This is a genomic window from Butyrivibrio sp. MC2021 (assembly GCF_000621605.1).
Classification (GTDB): Bacteria; Bacillota; Clostridia; order Lachnospirales; family Lachnospiraceae; genus Butyrivibrio.
Genome location: NZ_JHXX01000001.1, coordinates 966,141 through 982,483 on the forward strand (window position 1 = coordinate 966,141; position 16,343 = coordinate 982,483).

Below are 16,343 nucleotides of genomic sequence, written 5' to 3' on the forward strand. Positions count from 1 at the left end.
TCAAAAGGGTCTGTGGCAAGGAGTAAATTTACTTTATTTAATGTTATACTAAAGGGTAGGAACATACCTTAGTCGGCATTAAAAAACATCAAGTTTTTATGGGGTGAAAGTATGAAAAAAGTCATCTTGAACACTTTGGCGGTCCTTACTGCCATAACGCTTGTTCTAATCGGCGCCGCCAGCATCCTGGCTGTCAGAATGACAGTCATCGAGGCTGAAGCAACTCTCGCATCGGATTCCTCATCAGAAATTTCATCAATTGAATTAGCCTCTGAGGCCGCAAGCACTGACGCTGAACCGGAAGAAGCTGCCGCCGAAAGCTCTCTTATAGCTGCGGCGGAAAAAGAGGAACCCGATACTCCCGAGGTCCCGGAAGAGGTCATAGAGCCGGACACCGTAACCGTAGTAATGGTAGGAGATATCCTTCTTCACATGCCCATTGAAAACGCCTCCAAGGATGAGAACGGCAACTACGACTTCAATCCCATCTTCGCCAATATGAAGGACGAGATCATCGCCGCTGACATCGCCATTGTGAATCAGGAAGTAATTATCGGAGGCGAGGAGCTTGGCATCTCAGGATACCCCTGCTTCAACGCTCCATATCCTATCGGAGACGCCCTTGTTAATGCCGGATTCGACGTTGTTCTCCACGCCACCAATCACGCCCTGGACAAGGGAAAAACAGGCCTTATGAACACCATAAACTATTGGAGAGACAATCATCCTGATATAACAGTGTTGGGAATAAACGAAACCGAGGAAGATAAAGAGCGTGTCGATATCATCGAGAAAAACGGCATAAAGATTGCCATTCTGAATTATACCTACGGAACCAACGGAATCCCAATGCCCGGCGGTATGCCCTATGCAGTGGATCTTCTTGAAGAAGAAAAGGTAAAACAGGACCTTGCCTACGCTGAGGAAAACGCCGATTTCACCATTGTATGCCCCCACTGGGGAACAGAATACAATCTTGGAACAGACAATATGCAGCAAAAATGGGCTGCCATCTTCAGGGAAGGTGGAGCTGACCTTGTCATCGGAGCTCATCCCCATGTCATAGAGCCTGTGGAATTTATGGAGGATGAAGCTCCCGGTCACAGCAACAACCACGGAGGCGGCGATATGCTGGTGTACTACTCTCTCGGTAATTTCGTCAGCTGGACCTCCTCCTCGGGCCCCGGCATCACCAAGCGAATGGTGGGAGGCATGGCCAATGTCACCATAGAAAAAGAGCCCGAAGGCGAAGCTGTTATCTCAGATCACAGCGTAGAGGCCCTGGTGGCCCATCTCTCCAGACAGCACAATGGAGTAAGCGTCTACCGCCTCACAAGCTACACCGAAGAGCAGGCAGCCACCAATGCAATAGATATTCAGGACAACTCTTTCTCCAGACAGCAATGCGTGGATATCTGCCACGAAGTATGGGGGATGGACTGGAAATAATATGAGACTAATAAAAAGGAACCCGTTCATAGAACTGATTCCTTTTTTCATTCGTGCCAATGAAGGAACTTTGTGCAGAGCACTTAGTGAGGTCCTTTCGAGCTTAGTGCGAGCCATGGGTGAACACTTGACGAGGTTCTTTCGAGTCTAGTGTGAATCCCAGAACCCTTGCAGCGTAGCTGCTGGGTGAGAGTACCTCTTCCACAGGAATAAAAAAGGAACCAGTTCCGCGAACTGATTCCTTTTTTTATTCGTGCGGAAGAAGGGACTTGAACCCTCACGATGTAAGCATCACAAGATCCTTAGTCTTGCTCGTCTGCCAATTCCGACACTTCCGCATATGAAATTTATCAAAAACCTCATCCATTGCACCAGGAAAAACCTAGTGCAGGAGAAGGGACTTGAACCCTCATGTTGTTGCCAACACATGGACCTGAACCATGCGCGTCTGCCATTCCGCCACTCCTGCAAGCAACTATTGTATAATACCGATTTTTTGGCTCTATGTCAATAGCTTTTTCAAAAATAATGCATTTAACTTATATTTAATTATTTCATTCACGCATTATAGTATAAAATGTTATCAGGAGCCTGTACTGTAGGGCAGAGGGCGATTTTCATGAATAATAAAATGACGAAGGGTAAACCCCTTCCAATAATTCTTAAATTTGTGATTCCAATCTTTCTGGGCTTTGTTTTCCAGCAGTTCTACAACATGGTAGATACCGTCATAGTGGGCCGCTTCGTAAGTCCCGGCGCCCTTGCAGCAGTTGGTTCAACCGGAACTATAATGTTTCTGGTAATGGGCCTTGCCAACGGAATGACAACGGGCTATACAGTTCTTATAAGCCAGAAGTTCGGCGCAGGGGACAAGGAAGGCACAAGGCGCGCCTTTGTCAATGCCATACTTCTGGGCATTATCAGCACTGCCATCATAACTGTGATCTCCTATCTGATCATGCATCCACTTCTCAAACTCATGAATACCCCGGCGGATATCTACGATGACGCCTATGCATATATCATAACCATATGCCTGGGAAGCTTTGCCCTCATCGGCTATAACCTTCTGGCAGCTTCTCTCCGCGCCATCGGAAACAGCAGAACTCCGCTGTATTTCCTGATACTTGCAGCTCTTTTAAACATCGTCCTTGATCTGGTGTTTATCATAGGTCTTAAGCTCGGAACCTTCGGAGCAGCCCTTGCCACTGACGTTTCCCAGGGCGTATCTGCTCTTTTGTGCATCATCTATATCATCAGAAAAATAGATGTCCTTAAGCCTCACAAATCAGACTGGCACCTCAATAAGGACTACAGCTTCAAGCAGCTTAATATCGGCATTCCCATGGCTCTGCAGTTCGGTATCACCGCCTCCGGAACCATGGTCATGCAGGCTTCAATAAACATTTACGGTTCGGTGGCTGTAGGAGGCTTCACCGCAGCAGGAAAAGTCATCAATCTCATGACCGCAGGTATGCCCTCTCTGGGCCAGACCATGGCCGCCTATGTGGGCCAGAACTACGGCTACGGAGACCTTGATAGAGTTCATCAGGGCACCAAAGACGCCATGAAGATTGCTGTGGTATATTCACTTCTGAATGCAGTCCTGAGCCTTGTACTTCTTCCAAAAGTCATCAGCCTCTTCTTCGACAGCGGCGTGGACTTGTCCTCATACATGCCTTATGCCTGGACCTATGTAAATGAGTGTATTCTCTTCTATATTCCTCTTGGAATGATATTCATCTACAGAAATGCCATGCAGGCCTGTGGCTATGGAAAAACAGCCCTTACCCTTGGTATCGTCGAGCTACTGACAAGACTTGCCACTGCCTTCATCTCCATGAAAATTGGCAGCTACGCCCTGGCTGTTGCAGGGGACGGACTGGCCTGGCTTACCGCAGGTATTTTCTCCATCATCTTATATCTGTTTGTTCTTAAACACATAAGAAAAAGCTTCGCTGCGGCGCACCACAGCGAAGCCTGAAAATCAAATATATAATCTGGATTATTATACCCTTATCTGTGCCAGCTTATCGGCATATCCGCTAAGCTTTTTAACAATGTCACCCAGTTTTCTGTAGGACAAAGAAAGAAATGCTGTCGCAAGAGCCATCACTGCAGCACAGATGTAATGTACCCAGGATGCTGTTCCCAGCGCAGCTGACAAAAAGATGCAGGCGCAGATAAGAAGTCCCATTACAGCAATAAGACATCTGACCATATCCTGATGGAGCATGCTTATCTCAAGCTGGATTCCCTGTCTCTCGGCCCTGATCTCCTCTTCTGATAATACGTCATAGTCAAGCTTCTCAAAGTGTCTGATGTACTCCCTAAACCTTTTCTCCATAGTTCCCCCTTTATTTATGACTTATTCCCAGTTCCTACAATTATAATACGCTATTTCGCACATTCAAGCAAAGCCTTATTTAAACTGTCATTTTGATCTATTGCCTCGTCTATGTCACACCCTTCCTGGTCAGTGGCACATTCGCCGCAGATATCCACTGCTATCACGTTTCGTTTTGCCAGGATTTCTTTTACAAAAAGGCATAGCTGCGCGGTCTCCATCTCTCCCTGATCCCAGTTGGTAACAAGCTCGTCCCCGGTGACAACATCCTTGTCTATAGACAGATATACCGGATACCCGGTATTTGGAAGCATTATACCATCCTTGAAAACATCCTGTATGTCGTAGAAAAATGCTCTTTTCCTGTCTTCTTCCTCCAGCTTCTCAATAAGCTCTCTGTCAGCCCCAATAATATGTACATCCCTCACAAACTCATTTTTATCAAGGACTTCCTTCACCCAACCGCCGCAGGATAAAATATCCCCGAACATAGGAGGCTGCATATCGGGATGATGGTCCAGTACCACCAGTGAAAAGGGCTCTTTTACCTGCTTGGCCAAAATAGCTGACATATAGTGATAATTGCCGGAATCGATAAAGCGGATTCCGCCCGGGGGTATCTTTTCCTCTTCAATGATTCTTTGGATCTCGGCAACCGCCTCATCATCGCACATGCAATTGGTTCCTGATATCCCCTTCATATCAAGCACGTGAAAAGAGCCTTTATCCTCAAGATAAAAGCTCTCATAATCATATATTCCGGAAAAATTAAAAACCCAGGTATTAGTATCCATATAGCCTCATATTATGATGTCGTATTCATGAAAGGTCTGCCAGGTGGATAAGTGCATCCTCGGCAATAATACACTCTGCATGCTCTTCTATAAACAGTGATTCGGGAGAATTAACCGTAAGAAGCTGTGAGTACTCAACTCCTGCTCTTCTCATCTCGTAAATAATGCCCTCTTCTCCGGACATAAGACCGGCCAGCATATAGAATCTGCCTTTGTGCTTATAAAGCGCGGAATCCACGATCGGAAGTCTCTGTACAACCTTGGAAAATCTCTTGGCCTCTGATAAATCCTCAAACTCCATCATATATCTGGCATACTCAGTCAGGGGCTGATATGTGGCTGCAGGCTCACCGGATAAGAACTCATCCTCACCGGGCCTTCCGTAGATTCTGTTTATGGTATCTGTAACATTGGTGATAACCTCGTTAAGAGCTACTCCCTTATCCTTGCCGGTCTTTCTCTTGATCTCGTCAACCCTCTCCTGGGTCAGGAGCCTTAATACTGTCTCAGCGGCTCCGCGGATCCTGTCAGTAGCTTTCTGGATATCATCATTGCTCATTTTTACTGCAAAAATGCGGACACTGCCATCCATCATCATATTTTTGCTCATCATCATGACCTCTGTCTCAGGGTCATAATCAAGCTGCTGTCCAACCTCTTTATTCAGCTGCGCAAAAAATGATGTTGTGTTCTCAGCTCCGTTGATCACTGCCTCCGGAGTAAGTCCTATCTCATGAAGTTCTGATGCGGCTATACTGCATTCTACGGTTGTTTCATTCATTTTTACTATAATCATGCGCATCATCTCCTCTCCATGGAAACTGCCTCTTCATCCTTGAATATAACAATCCGTTATAAATATGTATGTTTTCTTAAGCTAATTATATTACTAATGAAAGTCACTGCATAGTGCGCGGTGGTAAAAAAACACTAATAATACTATAAACTATTAGTGCAAAAAAGACCTTCATCACAGTGTTTGTAATGAAGGTCTCATACTCATTTTTACTTTCTTATATGCTTGCTTTCTTCAGCAGCCTTGATGACGTCCGGTGTCTCTCCGGTCTCGCTGACCTGTCCTGTTGCTTCACATCTGACAGTGACACGGTTTGCACCGCCTACTGTACAGGTAAACAATGTCAGATCCCAATCGCCGCCTTCCATCTCTTCTACGTCATAAGCTCCAAGGGTTTCAATATTGGCAACCTGATAATAGAAGCTCTTGCCGTTCATATCAGTAACTATAATGGAGTCTCCTGTTGAAAGCTCTCCAAGATTTCCGAAATGCTCTGAGTAGTTATGTCCACAGATAATAAGATCATTTTCGTAAGCGGATCCTTCATATCTGCAAACAGAAACCTTGGCATTTTCCTTTGCCCATTCACTCTGAATAGGAAGAAGAAGTCCCAGGTCAGGTATCTGAACCGTTCCTATGAAGCTTCTGCCGTCAACATCAACCACCGGCATATCGCCGTGATCCTCTGATGCCAACACCGTATCGGGAACCTGCTCAATTACGCTGCTTAAAAGCTCATCCGATGCAGATCCTGCATTGGCATTCTCGTCAAGATTGTTCTTAACGATGCTCGCTGCTGCCACAAGAAGCAGTACTCCAAATATAATATAAAAATAACCTGATAGCTTTTTCATTTGTGTGATGCGCCTTTCAAAATCAAACTGCATCATACCCTGCAACTTCTTTTTGCTCCCCACAAGCTGCAGCTCCCTGAAATAATATGCTTTATTAAGCCTTTGCGTTCTTACGTATTCCCTTGATTATAAAGAATACTCCGAAAAGAACAAGTATTGGAAGAGGCCACCACAGCTGTCCTGTCTGTGGAAGTCTTCTTGCTCCGAGAACCTCAGGAAGATCTCTGATGGCACCAAGTACTGACGGAAGGTCAGGTGTTGAAGGTGGTGTCTCGGGATCCGGAGGTGTTCCGGGAGGTGTCTCCGGCGGATTATATGTATTGGTAAATACGAATGTATACTTCTTTTCCTTCTTGCTGGTGGAAAGTGAAGCTGTGTAGTTCTCACCGGTGGATGTCTCAACAAGCTTCCAATCATGTCCCGGCTCATAGCTCCAGGAATATTTCCAGTTATTTGAAGCGCTGAGTGTAACACTCTTGTAGAGCTTCTCATCACAGTAGATCTTAACAGTGATGGATGTAGGTCTGTTGTTTTCGTAACCTGAATCGCTCCAACGCTTGTAAACTACAAACTCATCGTCGATTATTCTCTCTTCTCTTTCCTTCTTGGGAGAAACCTCAACGTTGTAAGTCCAGGTCATAATCTCTGTTTCCTTGTCTCTTTCAAGAAGAGGTAAAGGATAAACAAAATCTGAGAAAGAATAAACATACTTGTCATCTATAAGGTTATCGCTTATTACCAGATAAATACCAAGTTCAAGATCTGTGTAATAGGTCTTGCCTTCCTTATCGGAAACGCCTTCCTTATAGGGCTTGATGTCTTTAGCCTTAACATAGCTCTTAACTCCATCTACGCAAGCCTTCCAGGCATCAAACTTGAAACCGTTATTAAAAAAGCCTGAGTCTGAAAAAACAGGACTGAATTCATCAAGTACTGTGTATTTACCTACCGGATCAACAGAAGCGATACGATAAATACGGGACTTAACGCCCGCCAGCGGCTCATCATCAACAGAATGATGGGTTACAGTCATTGTGCCCTTTTTGGCAAGATCGATATCCGCCGCAAAAGCATTCTGACCGGGAAGCAGCGTCAAGATCATTATCAAGGCTACTGCCGCAGACAATATTCTACTAAAAATGTCTTTTCCTAACTTAACCATGTTTCTTCCTCTTAGTGCGATATTTGGATGTCGCAAACAGATATATAATAAATGCAATGAGTATCAGCGGCCCTCCTATAAAGGGGGCAACAACCAATGTTCCGTATCTGGTTGCATCCGCAGGTACAATTAGTTTGGTTTCTTCGTTATAATCAACACGCTTTGCTCTTACAAGGAGCCTGTGAGTATTTACACCATAAGGGGTGCAGGTCACAAGCGTGACATATTCTTCTCCATCAACAATTGCCAGGTCATTGGTCTCCTCCGGGAGAACAATGTTAATCTTGTCAACCTGATATGCAAAAGTCTCATCCAGTATATGTAATAAAAATGAATCGCCTACGATCATCTGATCCAGGTCTGAAAACAGTTTGGAGGATGGCAATCCTCTGTGGCCCGAGAGCACTACATGTGTGCCTTCTGTGCCTGTAGGAAATGAGGTTCCCTCAAGATGACCTATTCCCACCTGAAGAACAGTTTCTTCTGTTCCATGATAGATCGGAAGATTAACTCCGATATTCTCAATTTCGATATAACCTATGATTCCGGTCCCTGTAGGATCCAGAACACTGTTGTAATACTCTAATTCTTCATCAGTCAGGGTGAAGTTTAGATTTTTATCGGCAAGTTTCTCATTGTACTTAATGGCTTCATCCCAAAACTTGCTGTAGTCTTCCTTGGTGATGTTACTCATAGCCTCTTCATAGTTGGAAATCGCCCTACTCTGATGCCTTGAGTTAACGTAATTACTGACTGATGGATATAAAAAAATGGCAAGTCCAACGAGAAAAATTATGCTGAATATTATATTTGGAATCAGTTTTTTTAAATTCTTATTATTCATCAACTATATATCTCGCTGAATAAACACCTTTAAAGCTTTGAACCATTTTCTGCATTTCTAAAGAGGCCTTCCGGCACTCTTTAGAAATACAGTCAGTTTCATTTAAAAGAAACAAGATTCAATAAATAATTTCAAAACCTTTTTTCATAAATACCCGGGCCGATTATGCCTGTGCGTCAGCTTTTCTGCGAACCATGAAGTAAGCAACGCCTGCGATGATAAGGATACCACCGAGAAGGTAGAATACTGTTGTTCCGATTCCACCGGTCTCAGGAAGAACTGAACCTGTGAAGTTCTTTACTTCGACAACCTGAACACCCTCAGTAAGCTGAAGCTCACCGTTGATTACAAGCTCCTGTCTTGCATCAAGCATGTTGTATCCTGCAGGAGCCTTATCCTCCTGAAGGTAATATGTCTTAGCATCAAGACCAACGATTGTTGCCTTACCTTCTGAATCAACTGCGATTACCTGACCCTGCTCGTTATCTTTTGCAATACGATAATTGTTGCCGTCCTTAACAACTGCGATCTGATTTCCACCCTCTAATGAATCCCAAAGTGAGAACTCAGCATCTGTAAGAGCCTTCTTGTTAGTTCCGTCAATCTTAACAATCTTAACACCAAGTGTTGTTACATCAACAGGATCTGTCTCAGCTGAAGCATAGTTATCATACTCAAGATGAGCTGTATTCTGCTCAGGAACACAAACCCTTGCCTTCTCGTTAACTGTAGCAGTATAAGTAAGGATGATGGACTTACCCTTGCTTGCAGCAACTACATCCTCATCAATAACTGTTGTGTAAACATTCTTGCCCTCAGTAAGAACAGGATCTGACCACTGATACTGAGCAACAGTTTTTCCATCAACAGTTGCTGTGATGTTCTTGTTGAAAGTAAGACCAACAGTAGCTGTATCAACAACTTTGATAGTCTTTTTTGCAACTGATGCAGGAACCTTAACATCAAGTGTATAGGTTACAACTGTATCATACATCTGAGCGAAATCCTTATCGTCTTCCTTGCCGATTGTAGGATATGAGTTCTTCTCGTTGATTTTTACTTCACCAACGGTCTGAACAGCAGCTACAGTACCAAGGCTTGAAAGAATGAGGTAGTAACCGGGAGCAAGCTCCTGTGTAGCTACACCGTTCTTAGAATAAAACTCACCTGTAATCTTAACCTGATCCTTAACAGCCTTTGTGTTAAGAGCCTCAGCGATTGCTTCGCCGGTGGGCTTGTTCTTCTCATCTGCGAGCTTTACATTGTAACGTGAACCGTCAGCTGACTTGCTGTATACAAAAAGCTTAGTTGCTGCAAGTGCCTTAGCAAGACCTTCCTCAGTTACGTAGTATGCGATCTGATCGCCGTTTACGATGTCAGCCTTCATGATCTGGAAATAATCATAAGTGATGACAGCGTTGGGGTTACTTACTGATGTGTTGGAGCTGTCGATTGTGATGCTTGTCTTTGGTGCGTCTGTTGATTCTGTTGCTGCAGCGGAAATTCCCATTGAAAATACCATTGTAGCAGCAAGAATACCTGTTAATAGTTTCTTAAATCCTTTCATTTCTTTTCCTCTCCTTTGAATCTTGAGTCTTGTATAATTCTGTTGTTTTGTATCCGGTGCAAATGAGCACCTGTTCTTAAGCTTATCGCTTTAAACCTAAATAAGTTTTACAGTAACCTCTTTCTTCTTGTAAAAAGAAGTCCCGCAAATGCAGCGCCTGCAGCCATTATAAGTCCGATGACTGTAAACGGAGCTGTTCCCATACCTCCTGTAGAAGGAAGTGTATTGGTGTAAACCGCTTCGTTGATGATTGTTACTCCACCGAAGTCGGTTCCCTTGGAATCATGCTTCATAGCATAGCCTGTATCCCTGCTCTTGGAGCCGTCAACAACTACCTCTTTCTGCTCATTTCCTTTATAAGCCTTACCGTTGTATGAGTATGTAACTCTGTAGCTTGCCAGATACTCATCGGATTCCTTAACGGTATATTCATAAGCCTTGCCCTTCTCGTTATAAAGCGGAAGGTCTGTTACTGTCTGAGTCCAGTTGTTGGCTGCAGAAAGTTCTGTGGTTCCGAATAATGTCCAATCGCCGCCCTTTACTCTCTGCCATATGTAAACTGTCAGGACTGAACGCTTGTCGGCGATGTTCTCACCGGTGCTGCCATCGAGCCACTGCTTGGTTACAGTAAGCTTTCCTGTAAGTACATTGGTAAATGAAACGTCTGCTACACTTCCCGAACCGTAAGTAACAATGAATGTGTTGTTGTCGGGAGTTACTGTATCAGGGTTACTTCCAAGTCTGAGCTTGCAGGTTGCTACTACATTCTTGAAGGCTTCATCTGTAGCATAAGTTACATCAGCTCCAAGATAGTAGAAGTCCTCATCCAGAGTAGTGTCCTGTGTATACTTGGCAGGATTTGCCATGTTGTCATAGGTGTAGCTCTTTTCAAACTTGGTATAGCACTTACTTACTATGATCTTTACATAGTAAGTCTTGCTGTCATAGCTGACTCCCGCAACAGGATTGTCGCTGTCCTCTGTGATCTTGTAGAGGTAAGTTCCTTCAAATCTGAAAGGTATTGAAGGGAACTGGACTGTAGCTACGTTATTCACTGCATCCTTACCGGTTACGGTAACTTTGGAGATTCCGTTCTGAGCTCCCACAGGCATAGGCTGTACAGCAAGCTCAGGATTCATCTCATAGTCTATAGGATTGCCTTCAGAGTTTTTCATGGAGAATCCGATGCCCTGCATTGTGAAGGTGAAGGCCATATCATCTTTCCATGCGCCGCCCTGGAAGTTCTTGGCTATCTGTATAGGTCCTACAGGGATACTGTAATAGTTACATACCTGAACTGTCTGAGTATGTGAACAATTATCTATATCAGCATAACCAACCTTAACATTGGTAGGAGCCTTATCAAAGTGATTAGGTATATCTACCGAGAACACAGCTCTGAAGTTATTTCCGCCTGTCCCCAGATAGTTACCGCCCTCTCTGTCAACTGTTACGTCATACTTGGTAACTCTTGAAAGGTTGGTGGTTGTAAGATAAGTGCTCTTATTTGCATATGGATCATAAGTAAATGTAAGTCCGTCTGCAACCTCATCAACCGTATAGGTTCCGGAAGGAATACAGGATATTGTCCACTGAGCACTTCTGTTGTAAGTAACCACATACTTATTACCTGTAGGTGTATGTGTACTTCCGCTATACTCAATTGCCTCTCTCGTATCACCGGCCCTGCCGGTAAAGCCCTTAAGAACTATATAGTTCTTGGTGGAGTTATTGGTAATTCTGAATGTTACATTGTCAAGGAGCGCTGTTCCCGTATTATCTCTTACAAATCCTGAACCGAAGTCATTAACAACCATCTTATGGATTCGAAGCTGTGATCTGCCTGTGCTCTCGTTGTAGAATGCCACATGCTGGAACTGCTCTTCGTCTCTGTTAGGTCCGATTCTGTGCTGGTCATTGAAGAAGCCTGTTCCCGGATTGCTCTGGAGCTGTTCTGACTCAGCAGCTGTAATTCTGTAATAAAGCGGTTCTACTTCACCGCCCTCGTAATACTTGATCTTAACAAGAATTGCGGTGTTGTCCTTGGAATAATTACCGGATACCACATCATTCTCAAAAAGAACAAAGTAATAAGTACTCTCATTCTTAGTTGCTGCGGTTCCGTACTTCATTCCGCAAAGTCTCGGGTTAATATCGAAGCTAATGCTTGAACCCACATTTCTGATATCCCAGCTGATAGGTTTCCAGGTGTATTTACCACTGCTGTCCTTATCAAGCATTACCAACATAAAGCTGAACTTGCCGGTATCCTCTGACTTAGCAAGAAGTCCGTCAACATATTTATCAGCCTTGATGGTGATGATATCTGAGTTGTCAGCTTCGTTGTTGATAATCATAGAAGCCTGCTGCTCAAGATACTTACGGGCTGAAAGCTTGTGAATCTCTCTTCTCTGAATCAGGTATTTGGCAATAACCGCACCGGGCACAGCGCCGTTATATACATCAACTGTAGCCTTAGGTGCCACAAAGTTGCCGGATACTGTATCAAGGATCAATTTTCCTGTATAAGGAACAAATCCATCTCCGCTCTTCATAACAGGGTTGATAATGATCTGGTTGGCAATTTCCGACCATCCCTCACCGGTCTTGGCTGTTTCTTTATCACTCTGAACCTTGAACTGCAAGAGTGTATACTCTTTACAATCGCTCAGGTCAAGGTTGATAACAAGAAGCTTGCTACCGATGTAGATACCCTGATTGGTAAGGTAGTTATTAAGGTCATTCTCTGTGTAGTTACCCAGATAAGCCTTAGTAACATCCTTTAAGAAGCCATCCTTGGTTCCTATTGCATTTATTACCATTACATCGCCGGAATCCTGAAGAAGTGCAAGCTTCCTGGAAGCCTCTGATGCAGTATTTAACATATTTGAAACTGATATAGGGAAGGTTCCCTGAACCTTCGTTCCTGCATCACCGTTGGGATAGGTGTAAACAGTGTATGAATTTTCTGAATTCTTTACGAAAACCGTATCACCGGGAACCTGCTTGAGCTTGTGGTACAAGTTCTCTCCGGTAGCATTGTTCTCTACATAAGAACTGCTGAAGGATCCTACAATATCATTGTTATTCTCAGTGGCAAAATCATATGTGCCATAGGTTACTGTATACTTGGTTCCGTCTGATGCTGTATAACTCTCACCGTCAGGCACCACATTTCCCTTTGTATCAAGCTCGTATACATAAAGTCTTGCATAACTCTGAAGAGTAGCTTCATCAAAGAGAGTTGAAAGATTAACTGTTCCGGAACCGCCGGTTACATCGATCTTGAACTCACCGATCTTGTAAGGCTTTCTGTTATCGTCCGAATACTCCTGTGAGAAAAGTCCGAACTTGAAGGTTCCGTCCTGGGTCGAATTCTTTGTAATGAAATAGCCGTCGAAAGTAGTATGTGTATAAACGGTAGATGTGTTACCGAATTCGTTTACTTTCTTTAGGGTTCCTACCGCAATGTTGGATTCAACATCGGTGTCTCCCAATGATTCGAAGGTTCCTGCAACCGCACCGAACAAAGTGTTGTCTCCCAGAGACTTAACAATATCCTGTGCTGTCATTGTCAATGAGCCCTTCCAGGAGATAGCCTTGCCATCCTTGTAAACAAGAGCATATGCTGAGAAGGAATCTGTTTCGAAAGTAACCTTTTCGGTACTTCCTGAAATATCTACATCGCTGTCCTCAACAACCTCAACATCAATATCGGAAGACTTAATGTCTGTAGCCTCACTGGTGGAATCCACCGTATCCATTACATCATCCTTAACAGGAAGATGTACTACGCTGACATTCTCTGATTCAGTAGCACCTATACTGTCTGAAAGGTGATTGTCATTCAGTGTAAGTGAAATTGCTACTGTTCCTGCCTTAGGCTGATACTCAACACCGCCAAGCTTGAAGGCTATGTCATAAAGAAGTGTGTTGGTGGCATCATAGGTCTGCTTATCTTCGCTGCTGTCTGTGTCTGCGATCTTGTCTGCATTCTCGTTAAGAGCCTGCATATAAGCTTCGTAATTGTAGCCCTCGGTCTTATCATTGATCTCGGCAATTGTAAGCTCGATTCCCTCAGGAAGTGAAGAAGGATCTGATAAAACAGCCTTTGCAATTACCTTGTCATCGCTTGCTGTAAAGTTTGTCTCAGCATTAGCTTTGTAGTATTTAAGATGAAGATCTGTGTCTTCAGTAATATCTTTGGTCTCACCGGAAGCAGTTGTCACCTGATAATAGGTGTATTTCTTTTCCTCGGTGCTGGATGCTGTTGTAGCTGCATCCTGGTTCTCTTCCTCAGAAGCTGAAGAAGTGGTCTTTTTGGTGATAAGGACAACTGTGTTGTCATCAATTGTACCATTATCGAAAATGTATCCGTCAATGGTTCTGACTTCTTTGGTCAAATCAAATGATTCTGTGATTGAAAGTTCCTTGGACTCGGCAACCTGCTCGCCGTTAACATTCTCGTACAAAACAGTGATCTTGACATCATTCTTAACGTCCTGAGCTGAAGTCTTCTCAACTGCTGAAGAGCTCTCAGATGAAGCATCTGATGCTACAGCGTCTGATGAAGCGCTTGATGCCGCATCGCTGCTGTCCTGACTGCCTGCACTTGAAGCTGCCGCTGACTCATTACTTGAAGAAGCTGATGCAGAAGCCTCTGAGCTGCCTGTTGATGTACCGGTTCCGGATGACTGTTCAGAAGCCTTATCGCTTTCTGTTGAAGCTGCCTCTGAGCTGCTGTCAGAACTGTTCTCAGTTTTATTATCTTGATTCTCCTGTGAACTCTCTGCCGAAGCAGCATCTGTAGCCTTATCGGAATCCTTGTCACCCTGAGAATTCTCTTTATCTTCCATTTTCTCTATGAGCCCCTGCTCATATTCACTGGAGGCTGTCTCAAGTACAAGTCCTACCTGCTTGGCTCCTTCCTCTGTCATAGCCGTAGCCGGCTTGTTCAGCAAATAAAATGTAATTGTACCGGACAGAAGAGAAAGACATAAAGCAAATGCAATCCACAGCTTGAATCTGCTGTGCTTTTTTATGTAGTTCTCTGCGCGATTTTCATCGACTTTGCGCATCTTCATTACCCCTAATCAATTAATTACTAGTTACAACATTTCTCAATCAAATTCCACCAAAATCATCAAACGGAAATACTCTGAAAATAACCTTTCCGATTAGCTGTTCCTTCGTTACACAGCCTATAACACTGGATCTGGAATCGATAGAAACACTTCTGTGATCACCTAACACAAACCATCTGTTTTCCGGTATCTGATACGGAAATGACAAATCTGTGGGCTCAAGGCTCTTATCTGTGATATACGGCTCATCTATCAACTTTCCGTTAACCATGACATTGCCGCTCTCATCTATGTTCACCCAGTCGCCGGGAGAACCTATGACTCTTTTAACAAGAACCTTGTTATTATAGTAAAAAGCAAGTAGATCGCCCGTCTCGAAAGTGGCGCTGTTACTTGCTATGACTATCTGACCTGTCTCCAGGGTGGGAGTCATACTGTCTCCCGTAACCTTAAGAACTGTAACATAAAAACTGGAAACCAGAACTGCAAACGCAGCCACAACAACCACTACTATAACGGAATTACGAAGAACCTTCTTATATTCTTTTTTGTTGTTTTCCCTCTTAAGCTCACTTTTAAGCTGCTCAAGAGAAGGCTTGCCCTGCGGCTTGGCTTTTCTCTTACTCATCTACTCTTATTTTCCTCGGCCTGCCTCTTTTTCTCTTTACAGGCTGTTCACCGGTCTGTGTTGCAGCAGCATCATCTTTCTTTGCCACTGATTTCTTAGTTGTAGACTTCTTAGGGGTTTCCTCTGCTGTCTCTTCTTTAGTTGTCTTATCCTCTGTTGTCTCTTCTTTTAGTGTCTGTTCCTCCGTTGTCTTAACTCCCACACTTTCACCGGATGCATTTTTCAACATTTCATCACATCGTTTTTTGGCTTCTGCTTCCATCAAAGCAATCTTCTTCTGGGATTCCACCATCTGTTTCTTGAAATCCTCATACTCATTCTTAGCCTGATCCTGAAGTGTCTGAACATACAGGTCTACTGCCTTCTGTCCTGCTTCAAAAACACCTCCAAGCTTAAGTGAAGCCTCTGCAAGGGTTCCTGATGACTGGATCTTATCCATCTGATCATCCACCTGCTTGACAAGTTCCTGCTTCTCTCTTTCCAGTCTTGCCTTTAACCCTTCTATGTCCTTATCGAACTTGGCCTGCATCTGATCTTTCTGCTGATTAAACTTAGCACGCATCTCTGCTTTTTCATCATCAAAGGATTTGAGCATCGCTGCTCTCTCCTCGGCCATTTCGTGCTGTAGCTGAAGTTTTTCCCTCTCGAACTGTTCTCTCAGTTCCTGCTCATGTCTTTTGGCAGCTTCTGCTTCCTCTGAAAAACTGATCATCATCTCAAGGAGTTCTGCACGACTGAGCTTCTTTAAATTGATATCTGGCATTTCTCTTTTTCCCGTTTTTTCACATGAAAAAAGGCACTTTGCGTCGGACCAAACC

General features: G+C 43.9%; 12 protein-coding genes and 2 tRNA genes. 2 read left to right on the top strand and 12 right to left on the bottom strand.

Annotation, left to right across the window (positions count from 1 at the left end; translation table 11 throughout):
• The first annotated feature begins 111 nt into the window (after positions 1 to 111).
• Positions 112 to 1,449 (top strand): CapA family protein, encoded by a 1,338-nt coding sequence (locus tag T359_RS19245; RefSeq protein ID WP_051544899.1) that lies wholly within the window; start codon positions 112 to 114, stop codon positions 1,447 to 1,449.
• Positions 1,450 to 1,703: 254 nt separating this feature from the next.
• Here the strand turns inward: T359_RS19245 and T359_RS0104010 are convergent.
• A tRNA-Leu gene (locus T359_RS0104010) sits at positions 1,704 to 1,787 on the bottom strand.
• Between the two features lie 48 nt (positions 1,788 to 1,835).
• Positions 1,836 to 1,918 (bottom strand) — tRNA-Leu (locus T359_RS0104015).
• Between the two features lie 150 nt (positions 1,919 to 2,068).
• Between T359_RS0104015 and T359_RS0104020 the strand changes: the two genes are divergently transcribed.
• The gene (locus T359_RS0104020; RefSeq protein ID WP_026516356.1) at positions 2,069 to 3,433 is read left to right on the top strand and encodes an MATE family efflux transporter; all 1,365 of its coding nucleotides are present in this window, start codon (positions 2,069 to 2,071) and stop codon (positions 3,431 to 3,433) included.
• 24 nt (positions 3,434 to 3,457) lie between these two features.
• On the opposite strand, the gene T359_RS0104025 is transcribed toward T359_RS0104020, so the two are convergent.
• From T359_RS0104025 to T359_RS21295, 10 genes are all read right to left on the bottom strand, one after another.
• Positions 3,458 to 3,796: a hypothetical protein gene (locus tag T359_RS0104025; protein WP_026516357.1), complete on the bottom strand. Its 339-nt coding sequence runs from the start codon at positions 3,794 to 3,796 to the stop codon at positions 3,458 to 3,460.
• A 50-nt stretch (positions 3,797 to 3,846) separates the two neighbouring features.
• A complete protein-coding gene (locus T359_RS0104030; protein WP_026516358.1) occupies positions 3,847 to 4,590 on the bottom strand; it encodes a hypothetical protein in 744 nt (247 codons plus the stop codon).
• Between the two features lie 25 nt (positions 4,591 to 4,615).
• A complete protein-coding gene (locus T359_RS0104035; protein WP_026516359.1) occupies positions 4,616 to 5,386 on the bottom strand; it encodes an adaptor protein MecA in 771 nt (256 codons plus the stop codon).
• Positions 5,387 to 5,595: 209 nt separating this feature from the next.
• Positions 5,596 to 6,276, bottom strand: coding sequence for a sortase (locus tag T359_RS21290; RefSeq protein WP_051544901.1), 681 nt, complete (start codon positions 6,274 to 6,276; stop codon positions 5,596 to 5,598).
• A 58-nt stretch (positions 6,277 to 6,334) separates the two neighbouring features.
• Positions 6,335 to 7,402 carry a Cna B-type domain-containing protein gene (locus tag T359_RS0104045; protein ID WP_026516360.1) on the bottom strand — a complete coding sequence of 356 codons (1,068 nt, stop codon included), beginning with the start codon at positions 7,400 to 7,402 and terminating at the stop codon, positions 6,335 to 6,337.
• Positions 7,395 to 8,246, bottom strand: a complete 852-nt coding sequence (locus tag T359_RS0104050; protein ID WP_035783530.1) for a class C sortase — start codon at positions 8,244 to 8,246, stop codon at positions 7,395 to 7,397. The genes T359_RS0104045 and T359_RS0104050 overlap by 8 nt, the downstream gene beginning before the upstream one ends.
• A 163-nt stretch (positions 8,247 to 8,409) precedes the next feature.
• The gene (locus T359_RS0104055) at positions 8,410 to 9,813 is read right to left on the bottom strand and encodes an isopeptide-forming domain-containing fimbrial protein (protein WP_026516362.1); all 1,404 of its coding nucleotides are present in this window, start codon (positions 9,811 to 9,813) and stop codon (positions 8,410 to 8,412) included.
• A 107-nt stretch (positions 9,814 to 9,920) separates the two neighbouring features.
• Positions 9,921 to 14,891, bottom strand: a complete 4,971-nt coding sequence (locus T359_RS0104060) for a Cna B-type domain-containing protein (protein ID WP_026516363.1) — start codon at positions 14,889 to 14,891, stop codon at positions 9,921 to 9,923.
• Between the two features lie 46 nt (positions 14,892 to 14,937).
• Positions 14,938 to 15,525, bottom strand: coding sequence for a signal peptidase I (gene lepB / locus T359_RS0104065; RefSeq protein ID WP_026516364.1), 588 nt, complete (start codon positions 15,523 to 15,525; stop codon positions 14,938 to 14,940).
• Complete coding sequence (locus tag T359_RS21295; protein WP_051544903.1) at positions 15,518 to 16,288, bottom strand: hypothetical protein; 771 nt, start codon at positions 16,286 to 16,288, stop codon at positions 15,518 to 15,520. The genes lepB and T359_RS21295 overlap by 8 nt, the downstream gene beginning before the upstream one ends.
• Between the last annotated feature and the right edge of the window lie 55 nt (positions 16,289 to 16,343).